Here is a 14,597-nt window from a genome sequence, read left to right as displayed (position 1 = left end):
AAGGCGGAAAGCAGAGGGAAAGACCGACGCGTGCGACGGTCACATCGTCTGTGTCGGCTTCTCGGAGGCCAGCGCCGAACCGAGGATTTCCTCGATCTTGATCTTCAGCTGCCGGGACTTTTCGTCCGCTGGAAAGCGGATGCCCACGCCTTGGGTGCGGCCACCTTGCGCCTTGGCTGGTGTCACCCAGGCCACCTTGCCGGCAACGGGATAGCGCTGCGGATCGTCGGGCAGACTCAGGAGCACGTAAACGTCGTCACCGATCCGGTAGTCACGAGACGAGGGAATGAAGATGCCCCCGTCGGTGAACAGCGGGATGTACGCCGCGTAGAGCGCCGCTTTCTCCTTGATGGAGAGCTGGATCACGCTGGGGCGTGAAGACGCGGGCTGGCTCGGGCTGGTGCTCATGGCGGGCAAGTTTAGCGGCAAACGGCTTTGGGCAATCGGCTCATCAGGCGCGCGCAGCGCGGGGCGAGAGCACCTGTCGCGTGGCCGCCACCCAGGCTTCCTGCATGAGGCCGGCGTTGTAGGGGTGTTCGACCGTGCGCGCGGCATCGGTCAACGCCTTGGACCAGCGAGCCAGCACGGCCCACCGGGGTGCCGGCGGCAGGCTGTCGGCCGGAAAAAACCGCGGCGCCGCACCGGCTACGACCGACATCAGGTCGTGGCACAGCTTCTGCAGCATGGCCAGCTGCTGCGGGGCGGACCAGTCCGCCACCAGTGCCCAGTCGCCACGCGCGAGCGCCTGGGGCAACTGTGACCAGCGGGCCGCGGTCAGTCCGGACTGCGCCCAGGCGAGGGCATCCTCCGGCCGGCCTCCGGCGGCCTGCAGCCAGGCTCGGGCTTCGGGCTCACCCACCTCTTTCATTCCGGCCTCTCTGGCCCTCGTCTGGAGCCAGGCGATGGCCTCGTCGTCCGAAGGCCAAGCCATGGCGTGCGCCTGGCAGCGGCTGCGGATGGTGGGCAACAACTGGTGCGCCGATTCGCTGGCCAGCACGAACCGCGTGTCGCCGGCCGGCTCCTCCAGCGTCTTGAGCAAGGCGTTGGCGGTGACCGTGTTCATGCGTTCCGCCGGGTAGACCAGCACCGCTGTGCCGCGCCCACGCGCGCTGGTGCGCTGTGCGAAGGCCACCATGTCGCGCATGGCCTCGACGCGAATTTCCTTGCTGGGCTTGCGCTTCTTGTCATCGACCTCTTTCTGTGCCGATTCGGACAGCGGCCAGCCGCGTGCCAGCATCTCGGTTTCTGACATCAGCACCACCAGGTCGGGGTGCGAGCGGCTGCCGATCAGGTGGCAGCTCTCGCAGACCCCGCAAGCGCCTTGAGCCGTTGGCTGCTCACACAGCCAGGCCTGGGCCAGCGACAGACCGAGCGCGTACTGGCCCAGGCCGCTAGGCCCCTGCAGCAACCAGGCATGGCCACGCTGCGCCAGCAGGCGTTCGCGCTGTTTCAGCAGCCAGGGAGCATCCAGGGCAGTGGTCATGTCGGTCCGCTGTTGGCGGCCACCATGATGGACAGCCAGCCGCGGCGCACGAAGGTCGCCGTCAGTTGCTGCCAGACCTGGTGGCGGGTCTGGTCGGCCTGGATGCGGGCGAAGCGCGCCGGCTGCGCCTCGGCGCGGGCCGCATACCCGGCGGCCACACGGCGGAAGAATTCGAGCGGCTGGGCTTCGAAGCGATCGGGTGTGCGGGCGTCGGCCAGGCGGGCTGCGGCGGTTTCGGGCGGCAGGTCGAACCAGACTGTCAGGTCCGGCTGGCGCAGGCTGGTCTCGGCGGCGGGGGTGGTCTGCACCCAGCGCTCCAGCGTGCCCAACACCTGCAGGTCGAAGCCACGGCCTCCGCCCTGGTAGGCGAAGGTGGCGTCGGTGAAGCGGTCGCACAGCACCACCTCGCCGCGTGCCAGCGCCGGTTCGATCACGGTCACCAGGTGGTCGCGCCGCGCCGCGAACACCAGCAGCGACTCGGTCAACGGATCCATCGGATCGCCCAGCACCATGGTCCTCAGCTTTTCGGCCAGCGGCGTGCCGCCCGGCTCGCGCGTGAGCGTGACCGTGCGGCCCTGGTCCCGGAATGCCTTGGCCAGACCGTCGATGTGGGTCGACTTGCCGGCGCCATCGATGCCTTCGAAGCTGATGAACAGGCCGCGCGAGGTGGTCGCTTCAGGACTCATGGTGGCTCACTTCTGCAGCTGGAACTTGCGCACCGCTGCGTTGTGCTCGTCGAGGGTGGCGCTGAACTGGCTGCTGCCGTCGCCACGCGCCACGAAATACAGGGCCCGTGTGTCGGCCGGTTTCACCGCCGCCAGCAGCGAGGCCCAACCGGGCATGGAAATCGGCGTCGGCGGCAGGCCAGCGCGGGTGTAGCTGTTGTAGGGGGTGTCGGTCTGCAGGTCGATCTTGCGGAGATTGCCGTCGAAGCGTTCGCCCAGGCCATAAATCACCGTCGGGTCGGTCTGCAGGCGCATGCCGATGCGCAGGCGGTTGTTGAATACGCCACCGACCAGGGCGCGGTCGGCCTCGGCGCCGGTTTCCTTTTCGATGATGCTGGCCAGAATCAGTGCTTCATCGGGCGAGCGCAGCAGGGTCGACGGGTCGCGCTGTTCCCAGGCCTGGGCCAGCCGCTGCTCCATGGCCTGGGCCGCCTGTTTCAGCACGCTGGACGCAGGGGCCTGGCGGACCATGCGGTAGGTGTCCGGAAAGAAGCGTCCTTCGGGGTGCCGTCCTGGATAGCCGATCTTGGCCATGATGCCTGCGGCATCCAGCCCTTCCAGGTCCTGGGTCAGGTCGGGCGAGGCGCGCACCGCGGCCATCAGTTCTCGGAAGTTCCAGCCTTCGAGCAGCGTCAGGCTGCGCAGCGCCTGCTCACCCCGCACCAGCTGCCCCAGCAGGCTGCGAGGCGTGGCACCGGGTTGGATTTCATAAACGCCAGCCTTGATGGCGCGCGACTGGCCCGACAGGCGGAACCAGGCCTGCAGCAGCAGCGGTGGCGCCTGAACGCCCGCGTTGGTCAGCGCACTGGCCACGCCCCGTGCCGAGGCGCCGGGCGGTATTTCCACGGCCAGCGGTTGTTCGGCGGTGGTGCCGGCAGGCAGCACCAGCGGCTGGCCCAGCCACCACCAGGCACCGCCCGCGAGCATCGCGGCCATCAGAATCGTCAGCAGCAGAAGCCGGGAGAGCAGTCGTATCACAGCAGGAAAGTGGGGCTTGGCGGACGTTGGGGCGCGTCGCGGAACGGCGCATGATAATCGACCGATCATGTCCCAAGCCCTCGAAATCCCACCTGCCAACGCCCTGCACGGCGTGGCCTTGTTGCCCCGGCTCGGCGTCATCTGCGCCCAGGGTGAAGAAGCCGCCAAGTTCCTTCACAGCCAGCTGACCAACGACTTTTCCCTGCTGGGTCTGTCCGAGGCGCGGCTGGCCGGTTTCTGCACCGCCAAAGGCCGGCTGCTGGCCAGCTTCATCGGCTTCAAGCGCAGCCATGATGAGATCCTGCTGGTCTGCAACGCCGACGTGCTGCCCGCAACGCTCAAGCGCCTGTCGATGTTCATGTTGCGCGCCAAGGTCAAGTTGAGCGACGCCAGCGCCGAATTCCAGCTGCGCGGTCTGGCCGGCGACACGGTGCCCGCAGCCCTGCCCCCCGCACCCTGGAGCAAGCTGGACGCCGACGGAGCGCAGCTCGTGCGCCTGTACCACGCTGGCGACACCGCTCGCGCGCTCTGGGTGGCGCCGGTCGGTGTGGAACCGCCGCCCGGCCCGGCGCTGGACAGCGCGGCCTGGGACTGGCTGGACGTGGTGGCCGGCGTGCCGCTGCTGAGCCAGCCGGTGGTCGAGGCCTTTGTGCCGCAGATGGTGAACATGGAATCGGTGGGCGGCGTGAACTTCAAGAAAGGCTGCTACCCAGGCCAGGAGGTGGTGGCGCGCAGCCAGTTCCGCGGCACGCTCAAGCGCCGGGCCTACCCGGTGCAGGGCGATGCGCCGATGGCCGCGGGCCAGGAGGTGTTTCACGACAGCGACCCGTCGCAGCCCTGCGGCACCGTGGTCGCCGCGGCGGCATCACCTGCGGGCGGCTGGCGAGCGATGGTGTCGATGCAGACCAGCGCGGCCGAAGGCGGTGCGCTGCACCTGGGTGCGGCAGGCGGTCCGCGCTTGACCCTGCTGCCGCTGCCCTACCCGCTGCTGGCAGATGTTTGAGCCCCCACGCTCCGCCGCTGCGCGGGTCGCCGCCCAACGAGGCGGTGCGTTTCACCGTGGGGCGGCCCGGCGGTGAAACCTTGTCGGACTCGGGCGCCATGTGCCTGATCGCCTTCGCCATCGAGGCCGACCCGGCCCGGCCCCTGCTGCTGGCAGCCAACCGCGACGAGTTCTTTGACCGTCCTACCGAGCCGTTGCACCGTTGGGCCCTGCCCGACGGCACCGGTGTCGTCGCGGGCCGCGACCTGCGCGACGGCGGCACTTGGCTGGGGGTGAGTGAGGGCGGACGGGTCGCCATGCTCACCAACGTGCGCAGCGCAAACCCCGGCCCGGGCCGCCGCAGCCGAGGCGAGCTGACCACGCGCTGGCTGCAGTCCGGCAGCTCCTGGGACGCTCTGCTGTCGGGCGTGGCCGCGACCGACTACGGCGGATTCAATCTCGTGGTGGGCGATCTGGCCACCGGCTTCTGGGCCTGGGTCAGCAACCGCAACCCGGCCCGACCACACGCAGAGCAAGCCGATGGTCTGCACCACCGGCGGCTGACGGCGGGGGTCTACGGCCTGTCCAACGCGGCGCTCGACACCCCTTGGCCCAAGACCCTGCGGCTGAAGCGGTCGCTGGATCAAGCCCTCGCGGCCGGGCTGAACGATCCGGCACCGCTGGTGGCCGCGCTGGCCGACCGCGACACCCGGCCCGAGTCCGAACTGCCCGACACCGGTGTGCCAGCCGAACTGGAGCGGGCGCTGTCCAGTCCTTTCGTCGACATGGCTGATCGCGGCTACGGCACGCGCAGCAGCCTGTTGCTCAACGTGGTGCGCCATGGCGGCGACTGGAGCGCCGACTTCACCGAGTGGACCCACAAGCCGCCGGCGGCTGGTCCGCACCGCTGGACCGACGCCGAGCCGCACCGGCTGCAGCTGTCCTGAACCGACGCGCCGCTCACAGCGGCTGGAACATCTCCTGGTGCGGGATGCCCGCCTCCTCGAAGGCCGCGCCGCGCCGCTGCCAACCCATACGGTCGTAGAAGCCGATGGCGCTGCTCTGGGCGTGCAGCAGCACCTCGCGATCGCCGCGCGCCCGGGCTGCATCGGTCAGCGCCTGCAGCACCTGCCGGCCCAGCGAGCCGCCGCGCAGCACGCGCTTGACCGCCAGCCGACCGACCTGAGAGACGCCCGGTGTGCCGGTGGGGATCAGACGCCCGGTGGCCACCGCCTGCCCCAGGCGGTTGTGGACCACGGCGTGCACCGCGGTCGCGTCGGCCGCGTCCTGCTCCAGATCCTTGGGAATCTGCTGCTCATCGACAAACACCTCGGTTCGGACCGCCCGCGCATCGGCGCCGAGCTTGGCCCAGTCACCGATGCGCACCGTTGTCACCGCTTCGCCCGCCTCGTAGCCCATCAGGGTGTCGCGCAGCGCCTGCGGCACCGGTCTTGATGTCTGGGTGGCGGGGTCGGCGAACACGTAGACCAGTTCGCCCGAGATCAGGTGCTGGTCGCCGCGGAAGATCGCGCCGGTGAACGTGAGCGATGAGGTGCCGATGCGGCTGCATTTCATGGCTACGTCGATCTGGTCGTCCATGCGCGCCGAGGCATGGAATTCCACCGTCGCCTTGACGACATAGAGATCGCCCGACAGGCTGTGCATCGCTTCTTCATACGGAAGTGCCACCGCCCGCCAGTAGTCGGTGATGGCGGTGTCGAAGTACATCAGGTAGTGGGCGTTGAAGACGATCTTCTGCATGTCCACCTCGGCCCAGCGCACGCGCAGTCGGTGGAAGAAGCGGAAGTCGGCGCGGGACATTGCGGGCATGTCATTGGTCTCCAAAGGCGTGGCGCAGCGCGCGCGCCGCGTCGTTGTGGGCAGTCAGGGCGGTCGGGATGGCGCGGCCGAACTGGATGAAGCCGTGCACCACGCCCGAGTAGATCTCCAGGTCCACCGGCACACCGGCCATGCGCAGCCGGTCGGCGTACATCACGCCCTCGTCGGTCAGGCAGTCGCATTCGGCCAGGCCGATCCAGGCGGGCGCCACGCCGTCGAGGTCGCGCACCTGGCCGGTCTCGTCCACACCGTCCAGCGGCGCGAAGCGCCAGTCGTCGCGGTCCATAGGGCCGCGCAGGTAGTTGTTGAAGAAATACGTGATGTGCGGCTCCTCCAGGATGAATCCATGGGCGAAGGTCTTGTGGCTGGGAGTGTTCTGGTGGCCGGCGGTGCCGGGATAGAACAACAGCTGCAGCGCCAGCGGCCAGCCGGCGTCGCGCGCGGCGATGGCGGTGACGGCCGCCAGCGTGCCGCCCGCGCTATCGCCGCCGATGGCGATGCGCGAGCCGTCCAACTGCAGCGAGCCTGCATGGGCACGCAACCAGCCCAGCGCGTCCCAGGCGTCGTGCACCGCCGTGGGGAACTTCCATTCGGGCGCCAACCGGTAGTCCAGCGACACCACGGCGCAGTGCGCCAGATGGGCGAGATGCCGGCACAGTGGCTCGTGGGTGGCGATGTTGCCGACGGTGAACCCGCCGCCGTGCAGGTAGAGCAGCACCGGCAGGGCCTGCTCGCTGGCTGGGGCGTAGAGACGTGCCGGCAGCTCAAAGCCGTCGCGCGCAGGGATCAAGAGGTCCTCGACCCGCGCGAGCTTGTGGGATGGGATGTCCACCACCCCCGCACCGGCGGTGTAGGCGGCCTTGGCCTGGTCCGGGTTCAGGGCGTGCAGCGGCGGGTGCCCGGCGCGGGCGATGCGGTCGATCAGTCCGCGCATGACGGGGGTCAGCAACGACCGGGGGTTGGGATGGTGATGCGACATGGGCCGGCATTGTGGCTGTCTTTCGCGCGACCCGCTGCCCACTGCGCGACCCGGACCGGGCAACTCAGCCCGTATAGTTTTCGCCATTCCACACAACGAGCGAGACAAGCAGCCATGGCCCAGATCCTGTACGTGACGAACATCCTGATCGAAGACGGCGCGCTGGCGCAGCTGGCTTCCGAGTGCACCCGGGCCAACATCACCCGGCCGCTGATCGTGACCGACGCCGGTGTGAAGGCCGCGGGTCTGCTGGATCGGGCGCTGGCCGCCCTGCCCGGCTGGCCGGTGGCGGTGTTCGACCAGACGCCGGGCAACCCAAACGAGGCGGCGGTGCTCGCTGCGGTCGAAGCCTGCAAGGCCGGCGGCTGCGACGGACTGATCGCACTGGGCGGCGGCAGCTCGATCGACTGCGCCAAGGGCGTGGCCATCGCCGCCACCCACGAAGGCCCGCTCAAGACCTACGCCACCATCGAAGGCGGCTCGCCGAAGATCACGCCGGCCGTGCTGCCGCTGATCGCGGTGCCGACTACGGCGGGCACCGGCAGCGAGGTGGCGCGTGGCGCCATCGTGATCGTCGACGACGGCCGCAAGCTGGGCTTTCACAGCTGGCACCTGGTGCCCAAGACCGCCATCCTCGACCCGGCGCTCACCCTGGGCCTGCCGCCCCTGCTGACCGCCGCCACCGGCATGGACGCGATCGCGCACTGCATGGAAACCTTCATGGCGCCCGCCTTCAACCCGCCGGCCGACGGCATCGCCCTCGACGGCCTGCAGCGCGGCTGGGCGCACATCGAACGCGCCACCACGAACGGCCAGGACCGAGAGGCGCGCCTGAACATGATGAGCGCTTCCATGCAAGGCGCCATGGCGTTCCAGAAGGGGCTTGGCTGCGTGCACAGCCTCAGCCACAGCCTGGGCAGCGTGAACCCGAGGCTGCACCACGGCACGCTCAACGCCCTCTTCCTGCCCGCCGTGATCGCATTCAACGCGGGGGCCGAGAGTGTTCAAAAGGAGCGTCGCCTGCAGCGCATGGCCCACGCCATGGGCCTGCCGGACGACGGCGATGCGGCTGCGGTGGCACAGCGGCTGGGTGAGGCGATCCGGGCGATGAACGCCCGTCTGGGTCTGCCGGCTGGGCTGGCCGCGCTGGGCGTGACCGAGGACCTGTTCGATCGGGTGATCCAGGGCGCGCTGGCAGACCACTGCCACAAGACCAACCCGCGGCTGGCCAGCGCGGAAGATTATCGGGAGATGCTGCGGGCCTCGATGTGAGGCCCGCCCGCCGCATCAGTTGCGACGCTTGAGGGTGTAGCGGCTGTCGTAGAAGCTGTTGGCATAGCCCTCGGCATCCTTCGCACCGTCTTCGTCGCCCAGCTGCAAGGTGGTGCCGTCGGTGTACATCACCAGCTTGCCGTTGCCCTGGTCGGCGGCGCCATTGAACTTGTCGGCGGTGACGCCGGCAATCGCCTTGGTGCCGGCGTGGTTCATCGACAGGTTGGTCAGCACGTTCTCGTCCTTGACGCTGGGGCCCGAGCAGGAGCTACCGACATAACCGTAGGCCACCACATTGCCGCTGAAGCTGGTGGCCGAGGTCTTGGTGAAGTCGGCGCGGATCTTGGCGGATGCGCCGCTGTCGGCGTAACAGTCCGACTCCCAGGTGCCGATGTACTTGGCCACCACGTCGCCGGAGCTGTCTCCCTCCACCGATGGGTCGTCGTCACCACCACCACAGGCGGCAAGCAGAGCGGTGGCGGCCAGGGTCGCGGCGATCAGCGGGAAACGCAGGGGCTTGGTCATCGGAGGAATCCTTCTCTTGGGTGATGGGGCGCCGAAAGCATCTTCAGGCGGACAGATTCTGCCCGATCAAGCGGTGCAAGACCTCAACGCAGGCGCCAGAGCCCCCACAAACCGGCGGCGGCCAGAAGCCCACCCAGCACGAGGCCCACGGAGTCCTCGGCCCAGGCGCTCACCCATTCCCAACGATCAGCAAACACGTAACCGAGCCCACCAAACAGCGCCACCCAGATGACCTCCCCCACCATCACCGGCAGCAGGAACCGGTGCCAGGGAAACCGGGTGCTGCCCGCCAGCAGGTTCACCGGCAGCGCCAGCGGGGTCAGCAGGAAGCGGGTCATCAGCACCGCCCAGGCGCCCTGGCGGGCAAAGGTGTGGGCCGCCCGCGTCCAGACAGATCCCGAACGCCAGGACAAGGGCAGGCGCGGCCCCATCAGTCGCCCCGCGAGGTAGCAGCCCAAGTCCCCCGCCACCGCGGCGCCCACACCGGTCGCGGCCGAGGTGACGGGTTCGAGCACGCCCTGGCGGGCAAAGGCCCCGGCGGCCAGCAGCAGCATGGTGGCCGGCAGCGGCACACCCAGCGCCGCCAGGAACAGCACGGAGGCGAGCAGCCACTGGCCCTGGTTGATCAAGGCCGTCAGCAGCACACCGCTGAGATCGCTCACCGGCCGGGCTCCTGTGCAGCCAACCGGCGCTGCAGAATCAACGCCTCGACCTTCTTGCGCCCTTCCAGTGGGTCGATGCCTTGAGCGTCGAACCAGTCGTGAAGGCTGAGGTCGCCGCCGCCGCTGGCCGGCAGGCCCAGCGCCTGCCGAAGCTGGGTCTCGGGCACGCCGTGCACGCGCTCTATATAAGAGAGGGTCATCCAGCCGCGCAGGGTGTCGACCTGGATCTCGCCCGTGGCCAGGCGGGTCTGGTAATCGTGCTGGCGCCAGGCGCGCCAGGCGAACACGCTCATCAGCAGCAGGCCGACCAGCAGCGCCGCCACGGCGAGCCGCCGCGGCCAGCGCGCCGGGCGCGGTGAGACGTCAGGGTTGGCCACGCACCATCCCAAGCACCTTGCCCATGTCCAGCGTGCGCGAGAGGTCCTTCATCTGGGGCAGGTACTGGGTCTGCATCTGCTTGGCGGGGGCCAGCAGTTGCTGGAAGGTCTGCTGCAGCAGGGCGGTGCTCATGACCCGTCCGCCCGCGTAGTAGCGCCTGGCCACCTGGCCGAGCGCATAGGTGGTGGCGAACGATATTGCCATGCCGGTGGCGACACCACCGATCCCGCCGATGGTGCGGCCTGCCACCTTGCCCAGCAGGCCCCCCAGCAGCTTGCGGCCGAACTGTTCCACGTACTGTGACGTCAGGCCCACACCGACAGTGGTGATGAATTCCTTGATATGGCCCTGGTCGAGCTCGATGCCGTAAGAGCGGCCGATGTTGTAGACCATGCGCACCTGCAGCGGGATGATGGCCATTGAGGCCCAGGACTGCGGCAGCAGCTCCAGCGCACCGTTGAGCAGGGCCGCGTTCAGGATGGTCTTGTCCAAGGCGGCTTCCTGCGCGGGATCAGTGGCCGGCGTGCCCGCTGGCGCCTGTGCGGCCACTGCCACAGGCACGCTCACCGGCGCCGCAGCCGCCGCGGCGTCCAGCACCGCGTCGGCCTCCCGCTCGAAGGCCTGGGCGCGGCCTGCGTCCAGGGCCAGGCGCAACTTCAGGTCCGTGAGGAAGGCCGTTTCGGCCGCGTTCTGGCGTCCGTCGGCGTCGCAGACGCACACCGCCATTTCGTAGGCCAGCTGGCGCTGGGCCGGGTCGGTCAGGGCGGCCGTGGCGTCGGCCAGCGACACACGCTTGAGCAGCACATCCTGGTACAACCCCGCCAGCGCCGCTCCCCCGGCGTCACGGCCCAGCGACTCCGCCAGGCGTCGCACGGCCTCGCGCTCGCTGTCGGCCTTGTCGCCGTCGGCAAATGCCGCCAGCAGAGCGATGGTGAGGATGGCTTGTTGTTCCTGGATGTGCATGGTTCCGATGCCCTGAGTTGCAGAAGAAGCACTCTAGAGCAACGGAGTGTGGGCCAAGTTCCGGCCACCGAGGCGATTCAACTGCTGGCCACGTCGATGGCGTCCTGGGTGGAGCGCAGAATGCCGCGCACCAGCGGAAACATGTCGCCAATGGCGTCCAGCAAGCTCCCAACCGTCAGGCTGCACACACCGAGCAGGTGCGTCTGGGCGAAGCTGGCTTCGGTACCGCTGTCCTTGCCGGGCTGCAAGCTGTTCCGAATCGCGTCCGCCAGGCCGTTGAGTTCCAGGATTTTCAGGCGCGCGGGGGTGGACGTGGAAGTCATGCCCATGCGCGACCAGTACGCCAGGCCCACCTGTTCGATCAGCTCGCGCTCCATGGACGCCGACATCACCTCGCTGACCCAGGGCACCAGAGGAGCCAGATGAGACTTGTTGGTTTCGTCGGACAGCACCCGGTCCACCAGGGCACTCGTTTGTTCCATGAAATCGGCCAGAGACACTTTGAAACTTTCGAACTGTTCGTCGTCGCTCATGGGTTCACCTGTTAAGGAAGTACAGAAAAAGCCCCGGCTGGCCGCATGCCTTTTTGGTGCTTGAGGGGTGTAAGGCTTATCGGCAGATGGCCAGGGAACCTTGACCGCCAGCCGGTCTCAGACCATCGGCGCGACAACACCGATAATTCTTTGCATGCGTTTTCTGATCGACTTTTTCCCCATTGCGCTGTTTGTGGCTGCCTACAAGTTTGGCGACATCTACACCGCCACCGGCGTGCTCATGGCCGCCACCGTGGTGCAAACCGGCATCATCTACGGCATCGACAAACGGCTCCAGACCTTGCAAAAGGTCACGCTGCTGCTGGTGCTGGTGTTTGGCGCCCTCACGCTCCTGCTGCACGACGAACGCTTCATCAAGTGGAAGCCCACGGTGCTGTACGCGAGCATGGCCATCGTGCTGGCCGCGGCGTTGTGGGTCTGGAAGAAGAACTTCCTGCAGATCCTGCTGGGCAGCCAGCTCAACCTGCCGGCGCCGGTGTGGTCGCGCCTGACCGTGATCTGGATCGCCTACTTCCTGTTCATGGCCGCCATCAACGGCTACGTGGCGGCCTACTATTCCACCGAGGACTGGGTCAACTTCAAGCTCTGGGGGTATGTTTTCCCGGTGGTGTTCATCATCGGACAGGGCCTGTACATCGCCCGCTACCTCAAAAGCGACACCGAAGCGGGGACCGGCTCATGATCCCCGACCAGCTGTTCGTCCCTACCGCGGCCGCGCTGCAGGCCGCTTTGGTGACCGCCCTCAGCCCGACCCGGCTGGAAGTCATCGACGAAAGCGCGGCCCACGCCGGGCACGCGGGGGCCAACGGCCTGGGCTACGGCACCCACTTCAGGGTGCGCATCGCCTCTCCCGCCTTCACCGGCAAGAGCCGCGTGGCACAGCATCGCCTTGTGTATGATGCGCTGCGCAATTTCACCGACGCCGGCCTGCATGCGCTGGCCATCGAAATCCTCACCTGATCCACACCATGAAATTCTCCCTGTCGGCCCTGACCGCCGCGGCCCTGATCGTTGCCGCTCCCCTGGCCATGGCCCAGAACGTCGCCATCGTCAACGGCAAGGCCGTGCCCAGCAGCCGCGTCACCGCGCTGGAGCAACAGATCGCGGCTTCCGGCCGCCCGATCGATGAGGCCACCCGCGCCCAGATCAAGGAAGAAGTCATCCTGCGCGAAGTGTTCATGCAGGAAGCCCAGAAGCGCGGCATCGCCGCCACCCCGGAATACAAGGAACAGATGGAGCTGGCCCGCCAGACCATCATGATCCGCGCGCTGTTCGCCGACTACCAGAAGAAGAACCCGGTGTCCGACGCCGACCTCAAGGCCGAGTACGACAAGTTCGCAGCGGCCAACGGCGGCAAGGAATACCGCGCACGCCACATCCTGGTCGAGAAGGAAGACGAGGCCAAGGCCATCATCGCTGCCATCAAGGGTGGCGCCAAGTTCGAGGACCAGGCCAAGGCCAAGTCCAAGGACCCGGGCTCCGGCGCCAACGGTGGCGACCTGGACTGGGCCAACGCCGCCAGCTACGTGACCGAGTTCTCTGAGGCCATGATCAAGCTCGACAAGGGCCAGATGACCCAGGAGCCGGTCAAGAGCCAGTTCGGTTACCACATCATCCGTGTCGACGACGTGCGCCAGGCCAAGCTGCCGACCTTCGAAGAACTCAAGCCGCAGATCGCGCAGCAGATGCAGCAGCAGAAACTGGGCGACTTCCAGCGCACGCTGCGCGAGAAGGCCAAGATCCAGTAAGGGCTGGTACACCCCACATCAAGGCGCGGCTTGTCCGCGCTTTTTTTTCATCCTGAGGACAGTGGATCTACCTGCTGGCGCCGGATTGGATTTGATCAAATATTGGAATTTGATGGTTGTGTGGCCATAATTCGGCTGAATTTTTGATCAAATTCAGTTATGAATGCTCCACCTACCGACATCCACAACTTCCTGACCGAGCACCGCATCCACGAGGTGGAGTGCGTCATCCCCGACATGACCGGGATCGCCCGCGGCAAGATCCTGCCCAAGGACCTGTTCCTCAGCTCCGGGCACATGCGCCTGCCCAAGAGCGTGCTGCTCAACACCGTCAACGGCCAGCAGCCCGACAACGCCGAGTTCGTCGGTGACACCGACCCCGACATGGTCTGCGTGCCCGACCTTTCGACCGCACGCATGGTGCCCTGGGCGGCCGAACAGGTCGCGGTGATCATCCACGACTGCGAAGAGTTCGACGGCGCGCCGGTGGCGCTGTCGCCCCGCAGCGTGCTGCGCCGGGTACTGGCGCTGTACGACGCGCAGGGCTGGCAGCCGGTGGTCGCGCCCGAGATGGAGTTCTACCTGGTGGCCCGCCAGCAGAACCCGCACGAACCGCTGCAACCGCCCCTGGGCCGCACCGGCAAGCCCGAGGCCGGCCGGCAGTCGTACTCGATCGACGCTGTCAACGACTTCGACCCCTTCTTTCTGGAGCTCTCGCGCTTCTGCGAGGTGCACCGCCTGGGCGTCGAGACCCTGATCCACGAAGCTGGTGCGGGCCAGATGGAGATCAACTTCACCCATGGCGACGCCATGGACCTGGCGGACCGGGTGTTCCTGTTCAAACGCACGGTGCGGGAAACGGCGCTGCGTCACGGCATCTTCGCCACCTTCATGGCCAAACCGATGGAGGCCGAGCCGGGCAGCGCGATGCACATCCACCAGAGCATCCTGGACCGCGCGACTGGCCGCAACATCTTCAGCGACGACGATGGCGCTGTGACACCGCATTTCCGCCATTTCATTGCCGGCCTGCAGCGCTACGTGCCCCAGGTGATGCCGATGCTGGCGCCCTATGTGAACTCCTACCGGCGCCTCTCGCGCTACATGTCGGCGCCGATCAATGTGCAGTGGGGCTACGACAACCGCACCTGCGGCATCCGCGTGCCCGAGTCCGACGCCGCCAACCGCCGGGTGGAGAACCGCGTGCCGGGCGTCGACGTGAACCCCTACCTGGCCATGGCCGCGACCCTGGGCGCCGGTTACCTGGGCCTGTCGGAAAAGCGCCAGCCCAGCGAGCCCATGAAAACCAGCGCCTGGGACAGCGACCAAGACCTGCCGAGCCACATGGAGGACTCGATCCGCCGCATGCGCGAGTGCGAGGCTTTGCGCGATGTCTTCGGCGGGGCCTTCATCGACGCCTTCCTCGCGGTCAAGGAACTCGAGTACGCCACCTACAACCGCGTGATCAGCTCCTGGGAGCGCGAGCACCTGCTGCTGCTGGTCTGAGGA

General features: G+C 67.7%; 18 protein-coding genes. 7 read left to right on the top strand and 11 right to left on the bottom strand.

The features are described from left to right. Positions 1-39 precede the first annotated feature (39 nt). Genes ACFOPI_RS21385 through mltG form a run of 4 tightly spaced genes read right to left on the bottom strand, consistent with a single transcriptional unit; the run spans position 40 to position 3,144 of the window. A complete protein-coding gene (locus ACFOPI_RS21385) occupies positions 40-408 on the bottom strand; it encodes a PilZ domain-containing protein (RefSeq protein WP_382178521.1) in 369 nt (122 codons plus the stop codon). 43 nt (positions 409-451) lie between these two features. Then, positions 452-1,483 carry a DNA polymerase III subunit delta' gene (locus ACFOPI_RS21380; protein WP_382178519.1) on the bottom strand — a complete coding sequence of 344 codons (1,032 nt, stop codon included), beginning with the start codon at positions 1,481-1,483 and terminating at the stop codon, positions 452-454. After that, complete coding sequence (tmk, locus tag ACFOPI_RS21375) at positions 1,480-2,169, bottom strand: dTMP kinase (RefSeq protein ID WP_382178516.1); 690 nt, start codon at positions 2,167-2,169, stop codon at positions 1,480-1,482. The genes ACFOPI_RS21380 and tmk overlap by 4 nt, the downstream gene beginning before the upstream one ends. 6 nt (positions 2,170-2,175) lie before the next feature. Beyond that, on the bottom strand, positions 2,176-3,144 hold the full coding sequence (gene mltG / locus ACFOPI_RS21370) for an endolytic transglycosylase MltG (RefSeq protein WP_382178513.1): 969 nt from the start codon (positions 3,142-3,144) through the stop codon (positions 2,176-2,178). A gap of 109 nt (positions 3,145-3,253) precedes the next feature. On the opposite strand from mltG, the gene ygfZ reads away from it, so the two are divergent. Both ygfZ and ACFOPI_RS21360 read left to right on the top strand, forming a co-directional pair. Further along, positions 3,254-4,189: a CAF17-like 4Fe-4S cluster assembly/insertion protein YgfZ gene (ygfZ, locus tag ACFOPI_RS21365; protein ID WP_382178511.1), complete on the top strand. Its 936-nt coding sequence runs from the start codon at positions 3,254-3,256 to the stop codon at positions 4,187-4,189. Continuing rightward, complete coding sequence (locus ACFOPI_RS21360; RefSeq protein WP_382178509.1) at positions 4,186-5,115, top strand: NRDE family protein; 930 nt, start codon at positions 4,186-4,188, stop codon at positions 5,113-5,115. Before ygfZ ends, ACFOPI_RS21360 begins: the two co-directional genes overlap by 4 nt. Positions 5,116-5,128: 13 nt before the next feature. Here the strand turns inward: ACFOPI_RS21360 and ACFOPI_RS21355 are convergent, their stop codons facing one another. Both ACFOPI_RS21355 and ACFOPI_RS21350 read right to left on the bottom strand, forming a co-directional pair. Further along, complete coding sequence (locus ACFOPI_RS21355) at positions 5,129-5,998, bottom strand: YbgC/FadM family acyl-CoA thioesterase (RefSeq protein WP_382178507.1); 870 nt, start codon at positions 5,996-5,998, stop codon at positions 5,129-5,131. A 1-nt stretch (position 5,999) separates the two neighbouring features. Further along, on the bottom strand, positions 6,000-6,986 hold the full coding sequence (locus tag ACFOPI_RS21350) for an alpha/beta hydrolase (RefSeq protein ID WP_382178504.1): 987 nt from the start codon (positions 6,984-6,986) through the stop codon (positions 6,000-6,002). A 114-nt stretch (positions 6,987-7,100) separates the two neighbouring features. Here ACFOPI_RS21350 and ACFOPI_RS21345 point away from each other — a divergent pair, with 114 nt between their 5' ends. Further along, entirely contained in the window at positions 7,101-8,258 is a 1,158-nt protein-coding gene (locus tag ACFOPI_RS21345) for an iron-containing alcohol dehydrogenase (RefSeq protein WP_382178501.1), read from the top strand. Between the two features lie 15 nt (positions 8,259-8,273). Here the strand turns inward: ACFOPI_RS21345 and ACFOPI_RS21340 are convergent, their stop codons facing one another. The 5 genes from ACFOPI_RS21340 to ACFOPI_RS21320 all read right to left on the bottom strand — a co-directional run bounded on the left by ACFOPI_RS21340 (position 8,274) and on the right by ACFOPI_RS21320 (position 11,319). Beyond that, positions 8,274-8,783, bottom strand: a complete 510-nt coding sequence (locus ACFOPI_RS21340; RefSeq protein WP_382178499.1) for a hypothetical protein — start codon at positions 8,781-8,783, stop codon at positions 8,274-8,276. A gap of 83 nt (positions 8,784-8,866) precedes the next feature. Further along, the gene (locus tag ACFOPI_RS21335) at positions 8,867-9,445 is read right to left on the bottom strand and encodes a DedA family protein (RefSeq protein ID WP_382178496.1); all 579 of its coding nucleotides are present in this window, start codon (positions 9,443-9,445) and stop codon (positions 8,867-8,869) included. Continuing rightward, the gene (locus ACFOPI_RS21330; RefSeq protein ID WP_382178493.1) at positions 9,442-9,822 is read right to left on the bottom strand and encodes a hypothetical protein; all 381 of its coding nucleotides are present in this window, start codon (positions 9,820-9,822) and stop codon (positions 9,442-9,444) included. The genes ACFOPI_RS21335 and ACFOPI_RS21330 overlap by 4 nt, the downstream gene beginning before the upstream one ends. Then, positions 9,809-10,786 carry a YcjF family protein gene (locus ACFOPI_RS21325; protein ID WP_382178490.1) on the bottom strand — a complete coding sequence of 326 codons (978 nt, stop codon included), beginning with the start codon at positions 10,784-10,786 and terminating at the stop codon, positions 9,809-9,811. The genes ACFOPI_RS21330 and ACFOPI_RS21325 overlap by 14 nt, the downstream gene beginning before the upstream one ends. Positions 10,787-10,863: 77 nt before the next feature. Next, on the bottom strand, positions 10,864-11,319 hold the full coding sequence (locus ACFOPI_RS21320; RefSeq protein ID WP_382178489.1) for a hypothetical protein: 456 nt from the start codon (positions 11,317-11,319) through the stop codon (positions 10,864-10,866). Positions 11,320-11,473: 154 nt separating this feature from the next. Here ACFOPI_RS21320 and ACFOPI_RS21315 point away from each other — a divergent pair, with 154 nt between their 5' ends. The 4 genes from ACFOPI_RS21315 (at position 11,474) to ACFOPI_RS21300 (ending at position 14,594) form a co-directional block, all read left to right on the top strand. Then, positions 11,474-12,022: a septation protein A gene (locus tag ACFOPI_RS21315; RefSeq protein WP_382178487.1), complete on the top strand. Its 549-nt coding sequence runs from the start codon at positions 11,474-11,476 to the stop codon at positions 12,020-12,022. Then, on the top strand, positions 12,019-12,300 hold the full coding sequence (locus ACFOPI_RS21310; RefSeq protein WP_382178484.1) for a BolA family protein: 282 nt from the start codon (positions 12,019-12,021) through the stop codon (positions 12,298-12,300). Before ACFOPI_RS21315 ends, ACFOPI_RS21310 begins: the two co-directional genes overlap by 4 nt. 8 nt (positions 12,301-12,308) lie before the next feature. Beyond that, a complete protein-coding gene (locus tag ACFOPI_RS21305; RefSeq protein WP_382178482.1) occupies positions 12,309-13,088 on the top strand; it encodes a foldase protein PrsA in 780 nt (259 codons plus the stop codon). A 159-nt stretch (positions 13,089-13,247) separates the two neighbouring features. After that, positions 13,248-14,594 carry a glutamine synthetase family protein gene (locus tag ACFOPI_RS21300; protein ID WP_382178480.1) on the top strand — a complete coding sequence of 449 codons (1,347 nt, stop codon included), beginning with the start codon at positions 13,248-13,250 and terminating at the stop codon, positions 14,592-14,594. Positions 14,595-14,597 lie beyond the last annotated feature (3 nt).

Source organism: Hydrogenophaga luteola (genome assembly GCF_042648585.1).
Classification (GTDB): Bacteria; Pseudomonadota; Gammaproteobacteria; order Burkholderiales; family Burkholderiaceae_C; genus Hydrogenophaga; species Hydrogenophaga luteola.
This window is presented reverse-complemented; position numbering and strand designations above follow the sequence as displayed.

What these genes read in the sequence shown, in the direction of transcription:
- ACFOPI_RS21385 (WP_382178521.1), bottom strand. Translation starts at nt 408, where the DNA reads ATGAGCACCAGCCCGAGCCAGCCCGCGTCTTCACGCCCCAGCGTGATC.
- ACFOPI_RS21380 (WP_382178519.1), bottom strand. Translation starts at nt 1,483, where the DNA reads ATGACCACTGCCCTGGATGCTCCCTGGCTGCTGAAACAGCGCGAACGC.
- tmk (WP_382178516.1), bottom strand. Translation starts at nt 2,169, where the DNA reads ATGAGTCCTGAAGCGACCACCTCGCGCGGCCTGTTCATCAGCTTCGAA.
- mltG (WP_382178513.1), bottom strand. Translation starts at nt 3,144, where the DNA reads ATGGCCGCGATGCTCGCGGGCGGTGCCTGGTGGTGGCTGGGCCAGCCG.
- ygfZ (WP_382178511.1), top strand. Translation starts at nt 3,254, where the DNA reads ATGTCCCAAGCCCTCGAAATCCCACCTGCCAACGCCCTGCACGGCGTG.
- ACFOPI_RS21355 (WP_382178507.1), bottom strand. Translation starts at nt 5,998, where the DNA reads ATGCCCGCAATGTCCCGCGCCGACTTCCGCTTCTTCCACCGACTGCGC.
- ACFOPI_RS21350 (WP_382178504.1), bottom strand. Translation starts at nt 6,986, where the DNA reads ATGTCGCATCACCATCCCAACCCCCGGTCGTTGCTGACCCCCGTCATG.
- ACFOPI_RS21345 (WP_382178501.1), top strand. Translation starts at nt 7,101, where the DNA reads ATGGCCCAGATCCTGTACGTGACGAACATCCTGATCGAAGACGGCGCG.
- ACFOPI_RS21340 (WP_382178499.1), bottom strand. Translation starts at nt 8,783, where the DNA reads ATGACCAAGCCCCTGCGTTTCCCGCTGATCGCCGCGACCCTGGCCGCC.
- ACFOPI_RS21325 (WP_382178490.1), bottom strand. Translation starts at nt 10,786, where the DNA reads ATGCACATCCAGGAACAACAAGCCATCCTCACCATCGCTCTGCTGGCG.
- ACFOPI_RS21320 (WP_382178489.1), bottom strand. Translation starts at nt 11,319, where the DNA reads ATGAGCGACGACGAACAGTTCGAAAGTTTCAAAGTGTCTCTGGCCGAT.
- ACFOPI_RS21315 (WP_382178487.1), top strand. Translation starts at nt 11,474, where the DNA reads ATGCGTTTTCTGATCGACTTTTTCCCCATTGCGCTGTTTGTGGCTGCC.
- ACFOPI_RS21310 (WP_382178484.1), top strand. Translation starts at nt 12,019, where the DNA reads ATGATCCCCGACCAGCTGTTCGTCCCTACCGCGGCCGCGCTGCAGGCC.
- ACFOPI_RS21305 (WP_382178482.1), top strand. Translation starts at nt 12,309, where the DNA reads ATGAAATTCTCCCTGTCGGCCCTGACCGCCGCGGCCCTGATCGTTGCC.
- ACFOPI_RS21300 (WP_382178480.1), top strand. Translation starts at nt 13,248, where the DNA reads ATGAATGCTCCACCTACCGACATCCACAACTTCCTGACCGAGCACCGC.